The organism is Streptomyces sp. NPDC002680, from assembly GCF_042889145.1.
Taxonomy (GTDB): Bacteria; Actinomycetota; Actinomycetes; order Streptomycetales; family Streptomycetaceae; genus Streptomyces; species Streptomyces adonidis.
In genome coordinates, this window is record NZ_JBIAQP010000032.1 from 49,419 (window position 1) to 65,430 (window position 16,012).

13 protein-coding genes are annotated in these 16,012 nt (G+C 69.9%); 3 read left to right on the top strand and 10 right to left on the bottom strand.

Annotation, left to right across the window (positions count from 1 at the left end):
* Positions 1-112 precede the first annotated feature (112 nt).
* Positions 113-1,477, top strand: coding sequence for an MFS transporter (locus ACFYXF_RS49695; RefSeq protein ID WP_389360617.1), 1,365 nt, complete (start codon positions 113-115; stop codon positions 1,475-1,477).
* A 34-nt stretch (positions 1,478-1,511) separates the two neighbouring features.
* Here ACFYXF_RS49695 and ACFYXF_RS49700 read toward each other — a convergent pair whose 3' ends face one another.
* Positions 1,512-2,456 (bottom strand): FkbM family methyltransferase, encoded by a 945-nt coding sequence (locus ACFYXF_RS49700; RefSeq protein ID WP_389360619.1) that lies wholly within the window; start codon positions 2,454-2,456, stop codon positions 1,512-1,514.
* A 123-nt stretch (positions 2,457-2,579) separates the two neighbouring features.
* Here ACFYXF_RS49700 and ACFYXF_RS49705 point away from each other — a divergent pair, with 123 nt between their 5' ends.
* On the top strand, positions 2,580-3,146 hold the full coding sequence (locus tag ACFYXF_RS49705; RefSeq protein ID WP_389360621.1) for a hypothetical protein: 567 nt from the start codon (positions 2,580-2,582) through the stop codon (positions 3,144-3,146).
* A 40-nt stretch (positions 3,147-3,186) separates the two neighbouring features.
* Here the strand turns inward: ACFYXF_RS49705 and ACFYXF_RS49710 are convergent, their stop codons facing one another.
* From ACFYXF_RS49710 to ACFYXF_RS49740, 7 genes are all read right to left on the bottom strand, one after another.
* The gene (locus ACFYXF_RS49710) at positions 3,187-4,491 is read right to left on the bottom strand and encodes an amidohydrolase family protein (RefSeq protein WP_389360623.1); all 1,305 of its coding nucleotides are present in this window, start codon (positions 4,489-4,491) and stop codon (positions 3,187-3,189) included.
* A gap of 171 nt (positions 4,492-4,662) precedes the next feature.
* A complete protein-coding gene (gene urtE / locus ACFYXF_RS49715) occupies positions 4,663-5,385 on the bottom strand; it encodes an urea ABC transporter ATP-binding subunit UrtE (protein ID WP_389360625.1) in 723 nt (240 codons plus the stop codon).
* Positions 5,386-5,390: 5 nt separating this feature from the next.
* Positions 5,391-6,158, bottom strand: a complete 768-nt coding sequence (urtD, locus tag ACFYXF_RS49720; protein WP_389360627.1) for an urea ABC transporter ATP-binding protein UrtD — start codon at positions 6,156-6,158, stop codon at positions 5,391-5,393.
* Positions 6,155-7,282: an urea ABC transporter permease subunit UrtC gene (urtC, locus tag ACFYXF_RS49725; protein WP_389360629.1), complete on the bottom strand. Its 1,128-nt coding sequence runs from the start codon at positions 7,280-7,282 to the stop codon at positions 6,155-6,157. Before urtC ends, urtD begins: the two co-directional genes overlap by 4 nt.
* Positions 7,279-8,166 carry an urea ABC transporter permease subunit UrtB gene (gene urtB, locus ACFYXF_RS49730; protein WP_389360631.1) on the bottom strand — a complete coding sequence of 296 codons (888 nt, stop codon included), beginning with the start codon at positions 8,164-8,166 and terminating at the stop codon, positions 7,279-7,281. Before urtB ends, urtC begins: the two co-directional genes overlap by 4 nt.
* Before the next feature lie 304 nt (positions 8,167-8,470).
* Entirely contained in the window at positions 8,471-9,724 is a 1,254-nt protein-coding gene (gene urtA, locus ACFYXF_RS49735; RefSeq protein ID WP_389360633.1) for an urea ABC transporter substrate-binding protein, read from the bottom strand.
* 137 nt (positions 9,725-9,861) lie between these two features.
* Positions 9,862-10,980 (bottom strand): substrate-binding domain-containing protein, encoded by a 1,119-nt coding sequence (locus ACFYXF_RS49740; protein WP_389360635.1) that lies wholly within the window; start codon positions 10,978-10,980, stop codon positions 9,862-9,864.
* Between the two features lie 139 nt (positions 10,981-11,119).
* Between ACFYXF_RS49740 and ACFYXF_RS49745 the strand changes: the two genes are divergently transcribed.
* Positions 11,120-13,048, top strand: coding sequence for an NAD-binding protein (locus tag ACFYXF_RS49745; protein WP_389360666.1), 1,929 nt, complete (start codon positions 11,120-11,122; stop codon positions 13,046-13,048).
* Between the two features lie 93 nt (positions 13,049-13,141).
* Here ACFYXF_RS49745 and ACFYXF_RS49750 read toward each other — a convergent pair whose 3' ends face one another.
* Positions 13,142-14,953, bottom strand: a complete 1,812-nt coding sequence (locus ACFYXF_RS49750; RefSeq protein ID WP_389360637.1) for a prolyl oligopeptidase family serine peptidase — start codon at positions 14,951-14,953, stop codon at positions 13,142-13,144.
* A gap of 86 nt (positions 14,954-15,039) precedes the next feature.
* A complete protein-coding gene (locus ACFYXF_RS49755; protein ID WP_389360639.1) occupies positions 15,040-15,987 on the bottom strand; it encodes a hypothetical protein in 948 nt (315 codons plus the stop codon).
* Positions 15,988-16,012: the final 25 nt, after the last annotated feature.

Below are 16,012 nucleotides of genomic sequence, written 5' to 3' on the forward strand. Positions count from 1 at the left end.
CCGTCGCCATCTTCCTGATCTCTCTGATCTCCCTGATCTCCCTGGAGCTGATCCCTCTCTTTCGCCTCGCTCCCTCCGGGAAGCCTGGGTCGCCCTCGCCGGGCTGTCCGCGGTGTTTCTGTTCGAGATGCTCGACAACTCGGTCCTCAACGTCGCGCTGCCCACCATCGGCCGCGAGCTGTCCGCGTCGACGACCGTGCTTCAGTGGGTCACGGGCGTGTACGCCGTCGTGTTCGGCGGGCTGATGCTCGCCCTCGGCGCACTGGCCGACCGGGTCGGCCGCCGCAAGGTCATGCTGGTCGGGCTGGTGCTGCTGGGTGCGGCGAGTCTGGCGACCGCGTTCGTCACGACGGCCGAGCAACTCATCGCGGTCCGGGCGGCGATGGGCGTCGCCGCCGCGATGACGACGCCGGGCTCCCTCGCCCTGGCCTTCCGCCTGTTCGACGAGGACGGGCTCCGCGTCCGCGCGACCACGCTGATCTCGACCGTGGGCCTGGTCGGACTCGCGATCGGACCCACGGCGGGTGGCCTCGTACTCGCCTTCGCTCCCTGGCAGACGCTGCTGCTGATCAACGTACCGATCGCCGCACTCGCGTTCCTCGGCATCCGCCGCGGCATCCCTGCCGACCGGGCGGACGAGCTGCACCGCGACCCGATCGACGGCGCGGGTGCCCTCCTCGGTACGGCCACGATCGTGCTCGCGCTGGTCGCGCCGACGCTGTTCGTCGACGCGGGCCCCGCAGCGCCGCTCCCGTGGCTGACCACGGCGGCGGCCGTCGTGACGGCCGTGCTGTTCGTCCTCCGGGAGCGTTCCGCCCGCCATCCGCTGCTCGACCTCGGACTCGTCGCCCGCCCACTCGTGTCGAGCGGCCTGGCGTTCAAGGCCGCCGCAGCCCTCGCGACCGCCGGCCTCGGCTACCTCGTGACCCTCCAGCTCCAGCTCGACCGGGGCTGGACGCCCGCCCAGGCGGCTCTGGGGATGTTGCCGCAGGTCGTCGTCCTTATCGCCGGGGGTGCTCTCATCGGTCCGCTGGTCACCCGCGTCGGTCTCGACCGGGCCGCCCGGCTCAGCGCCGCCGCCGTCGTGTGCGGGCTCGCCGTCTACGGGCTGCTGGGCCGCTTCGGGTACGTGTGGATCGCCCTCGCACTCGTGCTCGTCGCCGCCGGTATGCGCGTCGTGGGTGTCGTCGCCGGGACCAACGTGATGCGTGGTCTCCCGGCCGACCGCACCACCGTCGGAGCGGCGCTGGTGGACACCGCGGGCGAGGTCACCACCGGCATCGGAATCGCCGTCAGCGGGACCATCCTCGCCGCGCTCTTCACCGGCGACATCGCCGCCTCCAACTGGAGCGCCGACCAGACCTCCGAGTTCCGCGAGGCGGTCACCTGGGCCGGTCTCGCGCTCACTGTCCTGGCGGCGGCGCTGGTGGGATGGGGGATCGCCCGCGCCCGTCGCGCCGCAGTCGTCGACGAGTAGACGAGGTATCGAGGCCCGGTGTTCGGGCCCGGTGTCAGGGCAGCCTCTCCGCGTCCACCCGCGAGAAGATCAGGTCGCTCTCCCCCACCACCGGGCCCCGCCACCTCTCCGGTACGCCGATCTCGCCCGGGTCCGCCGCCAGCGCGTACGCGTAGCTCTCCGGGGCGTAGCTGTTCGGGAGGCGGTAGAGGTGGTAGCCCGCCTCCCGCATCGTCTTCAGCAACTCCTCCGCCGAGTCGCCCAGTTGGGCCATGCGCTCGGGGGTCACCTCTACCGTGATCTCCGCGTCGGGGCGGAGTTTCGGCAGCATGGGCGCCAGGCCCCGTACGACACTGCCCTCCGCGCCCTCCACGTCGATCTTGATCACGCGGGCGTTCTCGATCTCCGCCGGTTCGAGGAGTTCCGGCAGCGGGCGGGCCTCGATGTCGAAGGTGGACTCCGTCGGGCCGTCCCACGGGACGATGCTGTTGGCGCCCATGTTCTGCGAGCTGGAGAGGATGAAGGTCAGGGTGCGGTGGCTGTCGGACACCGCCGCGTTCAGCGACCTGATGTTGCGGCAGTCGTTCAGGGCGCTCTGGCGCAGGAGGATGTCGTGGAAGGTCTGGGACGCCTCGATCGATACCACCCTGCCCTTGTCACCCACCAGTTGTGACGCCAGCACGCTGAACACCCCGACATTCGCGCCGACGTCCACGAACGTGTCCCCGGGGCGCAGCCTGCGGCTGAGCCAGGCCGACATGTGGGGTTCCCAGACGCCGAAGAGGTAGACGTAGCGCTGGATCAGGTCCTGGGTGTCGACCGCGAAGCGGGCGCCGTCCCGGGTCTCCACGACTCTCCTGCGCGGGTGCTCCCTCAGGTGGGGGTTCAGGAAGCGGGCCGCCAGCAGCGCCTTGCCGACGGATCCCGGGGCCTTCCGGACGTACTGGCGGCCAAGGGTCACCAAGATCTCCGACAGCCCCGCCGTGGGAACACCGCTCATGCGATCCGCCTCTCCACCGATCCGGGACCAACCTACTCCGGCCCCTGTCATGGCCTCCGCCGGGCACCTCCTCCTAAGATCATCCGACGGAGACTCACATACGGGCACGGGGGACGGGGCACGATGGGAACCGGTGAGCAACTCATCACCGTAGGAGCCGTGTTGCTCGGGGCGCTCACCACGCACGCGACCAACTACCTGATGGAGCGCGGCCGTAACCGCTACCAGCTGCTGACCCGGTGGGACGACAAGAAGATCGAGACGTACGCGGAGTACGTGGACGCGGCGAAGATGCGCATCGCCAACGCCGTCCGGGTCTACGAGGCCAGGGAAGGGCTGCGCGACGAGCACCGGCCCATGCCGGAGCTGCGGGAGGATCTCTCGGACGCGAGCCGGCGGTGGGGGTCGGCCTTCGAGCGGGTCATGCTGCTCGGGGGCGACGACGCCATCGAGGCCGGGCACGAACTCAACACCGTGCTCTCCGAGATCGACTGGCAGGCCACCGGGCGGATCACCGGGACCCTGGAGGAGTGGCGCGAGCGGCACCGGAGCGCCTTCCGGTGCATCAACGCCTTTCACGAGGCCGCCCGCGTCGACCTCGGCATCCAGGGCAGCGTCACGGGCGAGAGGCATCCCGAGCGGGATCTTCTGCTGCCGTCCGCCCGGCACAACCGGCAGGACGGCAGCTAGCCGACCGACCGGCCGGCTGACCGGCTGACCGGCTGACCGGCTACCTGCCCGCCGCCGCTGCCGCCACCGCCGCCCGTGCGCGCGACCTGAACGCCTCCAACTTGTCCACCGGCTCCGTCAGTTGGCGGCTCCGGGAGCGGATGCTGACGTCGTGGCCCTCGGACGTCTTACGAAGGGCGCCGACCGTGGCCTGCCCCTTCGGGATGTGCGAGAAAGGGTCGAAGGAGTACCAGCGCATCGCGTTCTCGTGGGTCATCTTGACGATGTCCTCGTCCGGGACGGAGTGCTTCTCCAGGACGCCGTGGATCTGTTCCGGCGCGTCCGGCCACATGGAGTCGCTGTGCGGGTAGTCGCCCTCCCAGCAGATGTTGTCGATGCCGATGTCGTGGCGCAGCTTCACGCCCAGGTCGTCGCTGATGAAGCAGGTCAGGAAGTGGTCGCGGAACACCTCGGACGGCAGCTTGCCGCCGAAGTCCTGGAGCGTCCAGGTCGCGTGCATCTCGAAGGTGCGGTCGACGCGCTCCAGGAAGTACGGGATCCAGCCCGTGCCGCCCTCCGACAGCGCGATCTTCAGGTCCGGGTACTCCTTGACCACCCGGGACCAGAGCAGGTCCGCCGCCGCCGACACCAGGTTGATCGGCTGGAGCGTGATCATCACGTCCGGCGGTGAGTCGACCGCCGGGATGGCCAGTCGCCCGGACGAGCCGATGTGGATCGACATGACCGTGTCCGTGTCGGACAGCGCCTGCCACAGCGGGTTCCAGTACTCGTCGTGGAAGCTCGGGTAGCCGAGGGCGGCCGGGTTCTCCGGGAAGGTCAGGCTGTGGCAGCCCTTTTCGGCCACCCGCCGGACCTCCGCCGCGCACAGCTCGGCCGACCAGATCGCGGGCAACGCCATGGGGATGAAGCGGCCCGGGTACGCCCCGCACCACTCATCGATGTGCCAGTCGTTGTACGCCCGCACCAGCGCCAGCGAGAAGTCCTGGTCCTCCGTGGCGAACATCCGCGCGGCGAAGCCGGGGAAGGACGGGAAGTTCATCTGGGCCAGCACACCACCGGCGTTCATGTCCTTGATGCGCTCGTGCACGTCGTAACAGCCCGGCCTGATCTCGTCCATGCCCTGGGGGTCGAGGCCGTACTCCTCCTTGGGCCGCCCGGCGACCGCGTTCAGCGCGGCGTTGCCGACCGTGTTGTCGCGGAACTGCCACACGTCACTGCCGTCCTCGCGGTGGATCAGCTTCGGCGCGTCGTCCAGATACCGCTTCGGGAGGTGGTTCACGAAGATGTCCGGCGGCTCGATGATGTGGTCGTCCACGCTGATGAGGATCAGGTCGTCCCGTTCCATGACGTTCCTCCGCAGTTACTCCGCAGTGATTCGACTGTGCCTCGACGGTGATTCTGACCTTCTCTGTCAACGTAAATTAGCTTCTCACTATCAGAGAATCAACCGTTCGGACGCAGCAGGAGGGGCCCGGTCCACACCGCGGACCGGGCCCCTCCTCCACTTCGCTTCCGTTCAGACGCTCAGCGCCGCCCTCACCGTCTGCTCGGCCCCCGCTCCGCCCTCGCCGGACGAGGTCACCCGCCCCGCTTCCAGTACGTAGTAGTGCTGGGCGGCCCGCATCGCGAACCCCACGTGCTGCTCCACGAGGAGGACGGAGAGGCCGCCCCTCGCCGCCAGCGTCAGGATCGTCTCCTCTATCTCCGCGACCACCGACGGCTGGATGCCCTCCGTCGGCTCGTCGAGGAGGAGCAGGCTCGGGCGGGTCACCAGGGCCCGCGCCAGGGCGAGTTGCTGGCGCTGGCCGCCCGACAGCAACCCCGCCCGGCGGCCCGAGAGTTCACGCAGCGCCGGGAAGAGGTCCAGCGCCTCGGCGACCGCCTCCTTCCCGTCCGCCCGTCCGTCGGCGACGAGTTGGAGGTTCTCGGCGGTGGTGAGGTGCGGGAACGACTGCTGTCCCTGCGGTACGTACGCCATGCCGCGCGCCACCCGCTGGTGCGGGGAGAGGCGGGTGATGTCCTCGCCGTTCAGCAGGACCTTCCCGGCCGTCGGCTTCAGCAGACCCATGGCCGCCCGCAGCAACGTGCTCTTGCCCGCGCCGTTGTGGCCGAGGACAGCGGCCACCCCGTCCTTCGGCACGGCCACGGTCACGCCGTGCAGGACGGTCGTACGGTCGTAACCCGCCCGTACGTCGTTGATCTCCAGCAGAGACACGGACTTGGAGATGGACTCGGACATCGGCGTCACGCCTCCTCTCCGACAGGTACGGGCGCAGGCTCTGTTGCGCGGCCCAGATAGACCTCCTGGACCCTCGGGTCCGCCTGGACCTCCGTCACCGTGCCCTCGCTGAGCACCTTGCCCGCGTGCAGGACGCTGACGCTGCGTGCGAACGAACGCATGAAGTCCATGTCGTGCTCGATGACGACGACCGTGTGGTCCTCGCTGACCCGCTGGAGCAGCTCGCCGGTCGCCTCGCGCTCCTCGTGGCTCATGCCTGCCACCGGTTCGTCGAGCAGCAGCAGCCGTACGTCCTGGACGAGCAGCATGCCGATCTCCAGCCACTGCTTCTGGCCGTGGGCGAGAGCTCCCGCCGGGCGGTCGGCCAGTGCGGTCAGGCCGGTGGTCTCCAGGGCCCTCGTCACCGGTTCCGGAACTCCCTTGCGGCGGCGGAGCATCGTCCACATGCCGCGTCCGGCGCCCGCCGCGATGTCCAGGTTCTGGAGCACGGTCAGCTCCTCGAACACCGTCGCCGTCTGGAACGTACGGCCGATGCCCATGCGCGCGATCCGCTGCACCGGCTTGCCGAGCAGCTCCTCGTCGCCGAAGCGGACCGAGCCCGTCGCCTTCACCAGGCCGGTGACGGCGTCGACAAGGGTCGTCTTGCCCGCACCGTTCGGCCCGATGAGGAACCTCAAGTCACCTGGCTGGACAGTCAGGTTGACGCCTTCGACCGCCGTGAAGCCGTCGAAGGTGACCCGCAGGTCGCTGATGGTCAGCGCCTCGCCGCTCATGCGGTGCCTCCTGAACTCGCTTGCTGCGTAAGGCGGTTGCGGGCCACCGTCCACAGGGACGCCAGGCCGCCGGGCAGGAAGCCGACCGCCAGCACGAACAACAGGCCCTGGAAGTAGGTCCATCCGGCCGGGTACGCGTCCGACAGCGTGCTCTGTGTCCAGGCGACCGCGATCGCCCCGAGCACCGCGCCCACCAGCGACGCCCGTCCGCCGACCGCCGCACCGATGACGAAGCCGATCGACGGCACGATCCCGATCAGCGCCGGGGAGATGATCCCGACGGCGGGCACGAAGAGCGCGCCGGCCAGCCCCGCCATTCCTGCGGCCACGACATACGCGACCAGCTTGACGTTGGCCGGGTTGTAGCCGAGGAAGCGGACCCGTTCCTCGGAATCCCTTACCGCGACCAGGAGTTCGCCGTACCGGCTGACGAACAGCTGGCGGGCCAGGGCCATGAGGAGCAGCAGGACGACGGCGATGACGACGTAGACCATCCGCTGGTTGACCGGGTCGTCGAGCGAGTAGCCGAAGAAGCCCTGGATGTCGGTGAGGCCGTTGGTGCCGCCGGTGGTGGCCTGTTGGCCGATCAGCCAGATGGAGAGGGCTGCGGCGAGGGCCTGGCTGAGGATCGCGAAGTACGCGCCCTTGACTCGGCGCCGGAAGACGAGGAAGCCGAGCAGCGCGGCGACCGCCATGGGGAGGATCACGGTCATGGCGAGTGCGAACAGGGGGTTCGCGAACGGCTCCCACCACCAGGGAAGGGCGTCCCCGGTGCCGTACAGCTGCATGAAGTCGGGGAGTTTCTCGCCGGTGTCGGCTGCGTCGGCGAGCTTGAGGTGCATGGCCATGGCGTAGCCGCCGAGGCCGAAGAAGACGCCCTGGCCGAGGACGAGGAGTCCGCCACGGCCCCAGGCCAGGCTGACGCCCACGGCCACGATCGCGTAGCACAAGTACTTGGCGAGCAGGGCGAGTCGGAAGTCCGAGAGGGCCAACGGGGCTATACCGAGGAGGAGTACGGCGCCCAGGGCGAAGCCGCCAGGGACGCGGAGGCGGTGGAGGAGGGGGGTCTGGGGTGGGGTGGGAGGGGTAACTGCCGTGGTGGGCTGGGGTGTTGTTGTCGTCATGCCAGGCTCCGGGTGCGCAGTGTGTACAGGCCCTGCGGTCGCCACTGGAGGAACGCGACGATCGCCACCAGGACGATGACCTTGGCGACGCTGACGGTGGTCGAGTATTCGAGCACCGACTGGAGCACGCCGAGTGCGAACGCGGTGATCACGCTGCCCTTGAGCTGGCCGATGCCGCCGACCACGACCACGAGGAAGGCGTCGACGATGTAGTTGGTGCCCATGGTCGGGCCGATCGGCCCGACGAGGGTCAGCGCGACGCCTGCCACTCCGGCAAGTCCCGAGCCGATGAAGAACGTCATGCGGTCGACCTGGCCGGTGGCTATGCCCGACACCTCGGCGAGGTCGCGGTTCTGGACGACGGCTCGGATGCGGCGGCCCAGGGGGGTGAGGCGGAGGATCAGCGTGAGGGCGAGGACGCTGAGGAGGGCGAGGCCGAGGATGAACAGGCGGCTGTTGGCGAGGGTGATTCCGCCGCCGATCGAGACGTTGTCGGTGAGGAGGTCGGGGGCGTGGGTCTGGACGTTGGGGGCGCCGAAGATGTCCCTGGCCAGTTGCTGGAGCATCAGGGAGACGCCCCAGGTGACGAGGAGGGTGTCCAGGGGGCGGGTGTAGAGGCGGCGGATGAGGAGCCATTCGAGGAGGGCGCCCATGAGGCCTGCGACGACGAAGGCGGTGGGGAGGGCGACGAGGAGGGAGATTCCGGCGCTGCTGATGGACTTCTGGAGGACGTAGGTCGTGTAGGCGCCGGCCATGATGAACTCGCCGTGGGCCATGTTGATGACGCCCATCTGACCGAAGGTGAGGGTCAGGCCGAGGGCGATGAGGAGGAGGACGGCGCCGATGCTGATGCCGGTGAAGGATTGATTGAGGATGACCGTCATGGAGCGGCTCCTGGTCGGGGGCGGGGTGCGGGTGGGGTGCCTTTTCTCGCCCCCGCCGCCCCTACCCGTCCCATCCTTCTGGGGCTGCGCCCCAGACCCCCTTTCGCGCTGAACGCGCTCGTCCTCAAACGCCGGACGGGCTGGAGGGTGGCCCTTTGTCCTCAAGCGCCGGACGGGCTGAAAGACCAACCCCGGCCGGTGCTTGGTCTTTCAGCCCGTCCGGCGTTTGAGGACAAAGGGGGTCTGGGGGCGCAGCCCCCAGGGATGGGTATGGGTAGGGGCGGCGGGGGCGAGGAACTGTGGGTCAGGACAGGGACGCGGCCCAGTCGTAGCCCTTCAGGTAGGGGTCCGGCTTTATGGGCTTGCCTGAGTTCCAGACCTCTGTGATCAAGCCGTCCGCGCCTACCTTGCCTATGCGGGCTGTTTTGTAGACGTGCTGGCTCGCGCCGTCCACCGTCACCTCGCCCTCGGGCGCCGCGAACGTGATCCCGTCCGACGCCGCCTTCACCTTCGCGACGTCGAAGGAGCCCGCCTTCTCGACCATCTCCTTCCACAGGTACACCGAGACGTACGCCGCCTCCATCGGGTCACTCGTCGGCTTCCCCTTGCCGTACGCCGCCTGATACGCCGCGACGAACTTCGTGTTCGCCGCACCCGGCGTCGTCTGGTAGTAGTTCCACGCCGTCAACTGGCCCTCCAGATACTGCGTCCCGATGCTCTTCACCTCCTCCTCCGCGATCGAGACCGACAGCACCGGCATGCTCTTCGCGGTCATCCCGGAGGACTTGTACTCCTTGAAGAACGCCACGTTGCTGTCACCGTTGAGGGTGTTGAACACGGCGTCCGCGCCGGAGTCCTTGACCTTGTTGACGATCGTGGAGAACTCGGTCGAGCCCAGCGGCGCGTAGTCCTCGCCGACCACCGTCATGCCCTTGGCCTTCGCGTACGCCTTGATGATTTTGTTGGCCGTGCGTGGGAAGACGTAGTCGCTGCCCACCAGGTAGAGCTTGGTCAGGCCCTGCTTCTTCAGATAGTCCAGCGCCGGCACGATCTGCTGGTTCGTCGTCGCGCCCGTGTAGAAGATGTACGGCGACTCCTCAAGTCCCTCGTACTGCACGGGGTAGAAGAGCAGCGACTTGTACCGCTCGAAGACGGGCTTCACCGCCTTGCGGCTCGACGAGGTCCAGCAGCCGAACGTCGCGACGACCTTGTCGTCCTTGATCAGCGCCTCCGCCTTCTCCGCGAACGTCGGCCAGTCGGACGCACCGTCCTGACTGATGGGGTTCAGCTTCTTGCCCAGCACACCACCGGCCGCGTTGATCTCCTTCACCGCGAGCAGCAGGGAGTTGTGGACGGTCACCTCGCTGATCGCCATCGTGCCGGACAGCGAGTTGAGCAGGCCCACCTTGACCGTGCTGCCGGAGGTGTCGCCCTTGACGCCCGCGTCGGAGGACGTGTCGGAACCGGTCTTGGCGCCACAGGCGCTGAGTGCGGCGGACGCCCCGACGGCCGATATACCGGCCAACAGGCCACGCCTGTTGATACTGAGCCCAGACATGCAGAACCGCCCTTGAGGAGGGGAGAAGTGGCGTCCACAGCCTGGGAGTTGACTGTTTCGAGGGCGTTTCCGCGCAATTGAAGAACAGTTTCTGACGGAACTAAATTTCTTCAATTAATGCTTCCGCGCGGAAGAATCTATTTGCCGGATTCCAACTGGGCTACGACCGTGAAGTCCAGGCCGTCCGCCTCCGCCAGGTAGATGCGCTGGCGTACATGCCGGTCGCGCAGGCGCAGGAGGCCGCGCGGCCCCTCGTACGACACCGCCTCCGCCGCCGCGCCGATCGCGGACACGTCGAGCGTGCGGGCGCGTTCGATCAGGGCGGCGAGCAGCAGCACGCCCTCGTAGCAGGACTCGCCGAGGCTGCCGGGGGCCGGGGCGTCGATGCCGAAGCGGGCGGCGTAACTGCCGTGGAAGTCCAGGGTGTCCTGGTTGGCGAGGGAGGCGAAGAAGCCGGCCGTGCTGAACAGGTCGCGGGTCGCCTCGGGGCCGCTGGCCATCAGCATGTTCTCGTCCATGAGGGTGCTCAGGCGCAGACTCCGCCGGTCCAGGCCGAAGGCGCCGAACGCCCGGTTGAAGCGGACCGCGTCACTGCCCACAAGGAGCATCAACACGCCATCCGCGTCCGCGTGTTCGATGCGGCGCAGTACGTCGGTGAAGTCGTCCGTGCCCAGCGGGAGATACGCCTCCCCGCACACCCGGGCCCGGCTCTCGCGCGCGTACCGGCGAGCGGCGCGGGCCGTCCGACGGGGCCACACATAGTTGTTGCCGACGACGAACCAGCGCCGTACGCCCCGCGCCTCGCTGATCAGCCGCATCGCCGGCCGCAGCTGCCCGGCGGGCGTCTCGCTCGTCAGGAAGACCCCCTCGGTGCGCTCGCCGCCCTCGTACAGGGCCGTGTACACGTACGGCACCCGGTGGGCGACCCGGGGTGCCAGGGCCTGCCGTACGGAGGAGATGTGCCAGCCGGTGACGCCCTGCACCACCCCGGTCGCGACCAGCGCCTCGACCTCCCCGGCGACCCGGCGCGGCTCGGCGCCCCCGTCGACCTCGATCAGCCGCAGCTCCTTGCCCAGCACCCCGCCCGCCCGGTTGACCTCCTCGACGGCCAGCCGCGCGCACGCCTCGCACGCCGGGCCGAAGATCCCGGCGGGCCCCTGCATCGGGTACACCAGCGCGACGTTGAGGGTCGCGTCATCGGCTGTGAACCACTCGGGGGTGTGGAGGTGGGGGTGGCGGGGGTGGGGCCGCTGCATGGGGTCATGATTGCGGCATCGGACCCGGTCGGGAACCACCTGTCCCAGTGCGGCAGTCTTTTCCCTCGTGGCGATCCTGGGGAACCTTCCGAGTCAGAGCGGGCCGAACGGACCGGGTACGGCTGATCCGGCCGGTCACATGATCGTGTGCGGCGACGACGGGCTCGCCCACCGGCTCGCCCATGAACTCCGGAACGTGTACGGCGAACAGGTCACCCTCGTCGTACCGCCCTCGGAGCGGAACGTACGGCCGCCGGTGGTCGTGCGGGCCGCCGGGACGGCGTCGGCGCTGCTGGACCGGGTGTCAGCCGTCGTCAACCGCGCGGCGGGCAACGGAACCACTCCTACTGGCGTCGCTGAACCCGCCCTGCACGAAGGGGTGTTGGAGGCCGTCGAGCTGACCGAGGCCGTGCTCGCCGAGGCGGGCGGGGAGCGGGCGGCGGCCCTGGCGCTCGTGTACGACGACGACGAGACCAACATCCGCGCCGCCCTCACCGCCCGCCGCCTCAACCCGCGCCTGCGGCTCGTACTCCGGCTCTACAACCGGCGGTTGGGCCAGCACATCGAGGAACTCCTCGACCAGGCTTCGGCGTTGGCGGCGGTGGCAGCGATGGCCGAGGGTGACGGCAGCAGTGCGAACAGGAGGGTCGACGCGTCCACCACCGTCCTGTCCGACGCCGACACCGCCGCCCCCGCCCTCGCCGCCACCGCCATCACCGGTACCAGCAAGGTCGTCCAGACCGACGGGCTGCTGCTGCGCGCGGTGGAACGGCAGCCGCCCGCGCCGGGCGAGGTCGCCGACCCCGGCCTGTACACACTCGCCCTGCTCTCCGCCACCAGCAGCGACCCGGACGGCGCCGACGGCTCGGAGAGCGACGGCGACCAGGGGCCCCGGCTGCTCCCCGACGAGGCTGCGGTGGCGGCGGCGACCGGGCGCGGGACGGTCGTACTCCAGCAGGTGGCGTACGCGTACTCCGGGACGTCGATGTCGGGCGGGCGGGGCCGGGGCGTGGTGCCGCCGTTCGCGTCCCTGTTCTCGCGGCGGCTGCGGTGGTCGCTGGCGGGGATGGCCGGTTGCGTGATCGCCCTCGCGGTCGCGCTGTCGGTCGCGACGGGCGACCATCCCGTCCACGCGACGTACTTGACCCTGCTGGACCTCTTCGCGATCAACGACCCCGCGATCGGGGCGTCGATGACCCGCCAGATCCTCCAACTCCTGTCCGGGCTGGTCGGGTTGCTGCTGCTGCCGGTGCTGCTGGCCGCGGTGCTGGAGGCGTTGGGCACGTTTCGCAGTGGTTCGGCGGTGCGCAAGCCGCCGCGTGGGCTGGGCGGGCATGTGGTGCTGCTCGGGCTGGGCAAGATCGGCACACGGGTGCTGACCCGTCTCCGCGAACTCAACATCCCGGTGGTGTGCGTCGAGGCGGACCCCGAGGCGCGGGGCCTCGCGACGGCACGGCGGTTGCGGGTGCCGGTGGTGCTGGGTGATGTGACCCAGGAGGGCGTCCTGGAGGCCGCGAAGATCAACCGCGCGCAGGCCCTCCTCGCCCTCACCAGCGCCGACACGACCAACCTGGAGGCGGTGCTGTACGGGCGTTCCGTACGGCCCGACCTGCGCGTCGTCCTGCGCCTGTACGACGACGACTTCGCCACCGCCGTGTACCGCACCCTGCGCGCGGCGCACCCCGGCGCGACGACCCGGAGCCGGAGCGTGTCGCATCTGGCCGCGCCTGCGTTCGCCGGGGCGATGATGGGCCGCCAGACGCAGATCCTGGGCACGATCCCCGTCGAGCGGCGGGTGTTGTTGTTCGCGGCGATGCGGGTGGGTGGGCATGTGGAGTTGGAGGGGCGGACTGTGGGGGAGGCGTTTCGGGCGGGGGCTTGGCGGGTGCTGGCGTTGGATACGGGGGTGGGGGTGCCGGTGGAGGAGGGGCGGGCGTCGGGGCTGGTGTGGGATCTGCCGGAGACGTATGTGCTGCGGGCGGAGGACCGGGTGGTGCTGGCGGCTACTCGGCGGGGGTTGGCGGAGTTGTTGGGTCGGCGGCGGGGGCGGGATCGGGCGGGGGCGTAGGTTTTTCTCGCCCCCGCCGCCCCTACCCGTCCCATCCCGTTCCTGGGGGCTGCGCCCCCAGACCCCCGCCACGGCCCTGAACGGGCCTTGTCCTCAAACGCCGGACGGGCTGAAAGAAGAACCCAAGTGCCGCTCCACGAACTCCAGTTCCAGCCGGACCTGCTTGATGCGCTCGTCCACGACCAGTGAGCCGTGGCCCGCGTCGTAGCGGTACACCTCGTGGGTCGCGCCCCGGGTCTCCAGCCGCTTCACGTAGTTGTCGATCTGGCGGATCGGGCAGCGGGGGTCGTTCACGCCGGCCGAGATGTACACCGGTGCCTTCACCGCGTCGACGTACGTCAGGGGCGACGACGCATCGAAGCGTTCCGGGACCTCCTCCGGCGTACCGCCCAGCAGGGTGCGGTCCATCGCCTTCAGCGCCTCCATCTCGTCGTGGTACGCCGTGACGTAGTCCGCGACCGGCACCGCCGCGAGGCCCAGTGCCCACGCGTCGGGTTGCGTGCCGAGCCCGAGCAGCGTCAGGTAGCCGCCCCAGGAACCGCCGGTCAGGATCAGCCGGTCGGGGTCCGCGAGGCCCGAGGTCACCGCCCATTCCCGGACCGCCGCGATGTCCTCCAGCTCGATCAGACCGACCCGGTGCTTGAGGGCGTCCGTCCACTCACGTCCGTACCCGGTGGAGCCCCGGTAGTTGACCCGCACCACCGCGTACCCGTGGTCGACCCAGGCCGCCGGGCCCGCCGCGAAGGCGTCGCTGTCGTGCCAGGTGGGGCCGCCGTGGATGTCGAAGACCGTGGGGAAGGGGCCTTCTGCGCCCGTCGGCTTCTGGACCAACGCGTGGATACGGCCTCCCGGGCCCTCCACCCACACGTCCTCCACCGGCACCGAACCCGGTGACTTCAGGCCGGGCGGGTCCAGGACCACCGACCCCGTCGTCGAGCGCACCGACGACGGTTCCGCGGCCGACGACCACAGGTACTCCACGCTGCCGTCGGGCCGGGCCGTCGCCCCGGAGACCGAGCCGGGCGGCGTGTCCACCTTCACCAGCTCGCGGTCGGTCAGGTCGTAGCGGAAGAGTTCGCTGCGGGCCTCGAAGCTGTGGGCGATGAGCAGGCCCGAGCCGTCCGGGTACCACTCCGCGCTCACGTCGCCCGGCAGGTCCAGGGCCAGGTCCGTCTCCTCGCCGCTCGCCACGTCCCACACCAGCGGCTCCCAGCGGCCCCGGCGCTGATGCCCGACCAGCAGCCGCGTGTCTCCCTCCACGGGGGCGAAGCCCAGCACCTCCAGGCCCAGTTCCTCCGCGCCGCCCTTGGTGTCGTCGAGGTCGGCGATCGTCGTGCCGTCCGGGCGCAGGACGCGGAGCGCGGAGTGCATCGCGTCGCCGTGTTCGGTGTGTTCGATGGCGATGAGTGTGCCGTCGTGGGAGAGGTCGCCGACGCCGGCGGACTCGCGGTGGCGGTAGATCACCACGGGGGGTGTGTCCGCCACGGTGAGGTGGATCGTCGTGCCGTCCTCGTCGGTCGAGCGGCCGACTACCGCGGTACGGCCGTCGCGGGCCAGCGCCAGTCCCGCCGGGTAGGAGGGCTCCAGGCCGGGGGTCGCGGGCTCGTCCTCGCCGCCCGCGAACGGCTGGCGGCGCCAGACCCCGAACTCGTCGCCGTCCTTGTCGTCGAACCACCAGATCCACTCGCCGTCGGGCGACAGCACGCCGTCCGTCGTGCCGTTGGGGCGGTTCGTCGCCTGGCGCTGCTCGCCTGTGGCGCGGTTCCAGGCGTACAGCTCGTACGTGCCTGTCGCGTTGGACACGAACAGGGAGCGGTCGGGGGCGTCTTCCGCCCAGTCGGGGAGGGAGACGCGCGGGGCTCGGAACCGCTTCTCCCAGTCGGGCATGGCTTCTGCGTCACTCATGTCTCTATGTAACCCGATCGGCGCTGGGGCGTTCCACGGATCACCCTGGGCCGGGTGACGCGCCGGCCCGGTCGCCGGACGGGTGCTCAGAAGCGGCCGGAGAGGAACTTGTCCTCCGAGTCGGAGGCGACGGTGGTGACGGTGTAGAGGTCGCGGCCCGCGTCACGGGCGCCCTCGGCGTGGTTGTACTGGACCTTGAAGACATAGGTGCCGGCGGCCAGGGTGACACCCGACTTCAGCGTGATGACGTACCCCACTTGGTCGCTGGTGGAGTTCTGGCCTATCGCCACCTTGTCGCCCAGGGAGGTCCAGGCGCCGGTGCTCGACACGCCGCCGGTCTGGATGACGCGGACGACGACCTTGAGCGAGCTGAGCGGCTTGGTGGACTTGACGGTGATGGTGCTCTGGTCCCAGTAGTCGTTGGAGTCGGACTCCACGCTCCCGTCGGCCCACAGATAGCCGGCCGTCGACTGCGACCCGGTGTTCTGTGTGGTCGTGGTCGTGGTCGTCTTCTCCTGGGTGCCGGTCGTGCCGGTGCTGCCGGTGCCGCCAGTGGTTCCTTCGGCGGTACCCGTGGTGCCGGTGGCGCCGGAGTTCGTGTCGGAGTCCGGCGCGGACCCGTCCCCGTCTCCGCCGGTTCCGCCGGAGACGGGGACGTAGACGACCTCGGGGTCCTGCTTGCCGCCGGCCCCGCCGGTGCCGCTGTCCTTCTCCTTCGGCGACGGGACGACCGTCGCCTTCCGGGTGTCACCGGAAGTGGACTTCTCCTTCGTGGTCTTGTCCGCCGCCGTGGTCACCTTCTCGGAGGAGCCGCCGCTCCAGTCGATGGCGGCGACGGCCGTCGCGGAACCGGCGATCACCAGGACCGCGACCGCGGAGCCGCCGACCGCGTTCCAGACCCGGCGGCCGGGCAGGAAGCCGCGGAGCGGAGTGCGTGTCCTGCGGGCGAACAGGTCGGCGAACTCGCCTTCCCTGTAGTCGCTTTCCCTGTGGTCGCTCTCCCGGTCGTCCGGGCGAGCGGGCGTGTGCGGCATGGAGTGGGTCCTTACGAGGTCGTTC

Bases quoted from the DNA above. Each gene is read 5' to 3' on its own strand.
- ACFYXF_RS49700 (WP_389360619.1), bottom strand. From the start codon at position 2,456: ATGAGCGGTGTTCCCACGGCGGGGCTGTCGGAGATCTTGGTGACCCTT.
- ACFYXF_RS49705 (WP_389360621.1), top strand. From the start codon at position 2,580: ATGGGAACCGGTGAGCAACTCATCACCGTAGGAGCCGTGTTGCTCGGG.
- ACFYXF_RS49710 (WP_389360623.1), bottom strand. From the start codon at position 4,491: ATGGAACGGGACGACCTGATCCTCATCAGCGTGGACGACCACATCATC.
- urtE (WP_389360625.1), bottom strand. From the start codon at position 5,385: ATGTCCGAGTCCATCTCCAAGTCCGTGTCTCTGCTGGAGATCAACGAC.
- urtD (WP_389360627.1), bottom strand. From the start codon at position 6,158: ATGAGCGGCGAGGCGCTGACCATCAGCGACCTGCGGGTCACCTTCGAC.
- urtC (WP_389360629.1), bottom strand. From the start codon at position 7,282: ATGACGACAACAACACCCCAGCCCACCACGGCAGTTACCCCTCCCACC.
- urtB (WP_389360631.1), bottom strand. From the start codon at position 8,166: ATGACGGTCATCCTCAATCAATCCTTCACCGGCATCAGCATCGGCGCC.
- urtA (WP_389360633.1), bottom strand. From the start codon at position 9,724: ATGTCTGGGCTCAGTATCAACAGGCGTGGCCTGTTGGCCGGTATATCG.
- ACFYXF_RS49740 (WP_389360635.1), bottom strand. From the start codon at position 10,980: ATGCAGCGGCCCCACCCCCGCCACCCCCACCTCCACACCCCCGAGTGG.
- ACFYXF_RS49745 (WP_389360666.1), top strand. From the start codon at position 11,120: ATGATCGTGTGCGGCGACGACGGGCTCGCCCACCGGCTCGCCCATGAA.
- ACFYXF_RS49750 (WP_389360637.1), bottom strand. From the start codon at position 14,953: ATGAGTGACGCAGAAGCCATGCCCGACTGGGAGAAGCGGTTCCGAGCC.
- ACFYXF_RS49755 (WP_389360639.1), bottom strand. From the start codon at position 15,987: ATGCCGCACACGCCCGCTCGCCCGGACGACCGGGAGAGCGACCACAGG.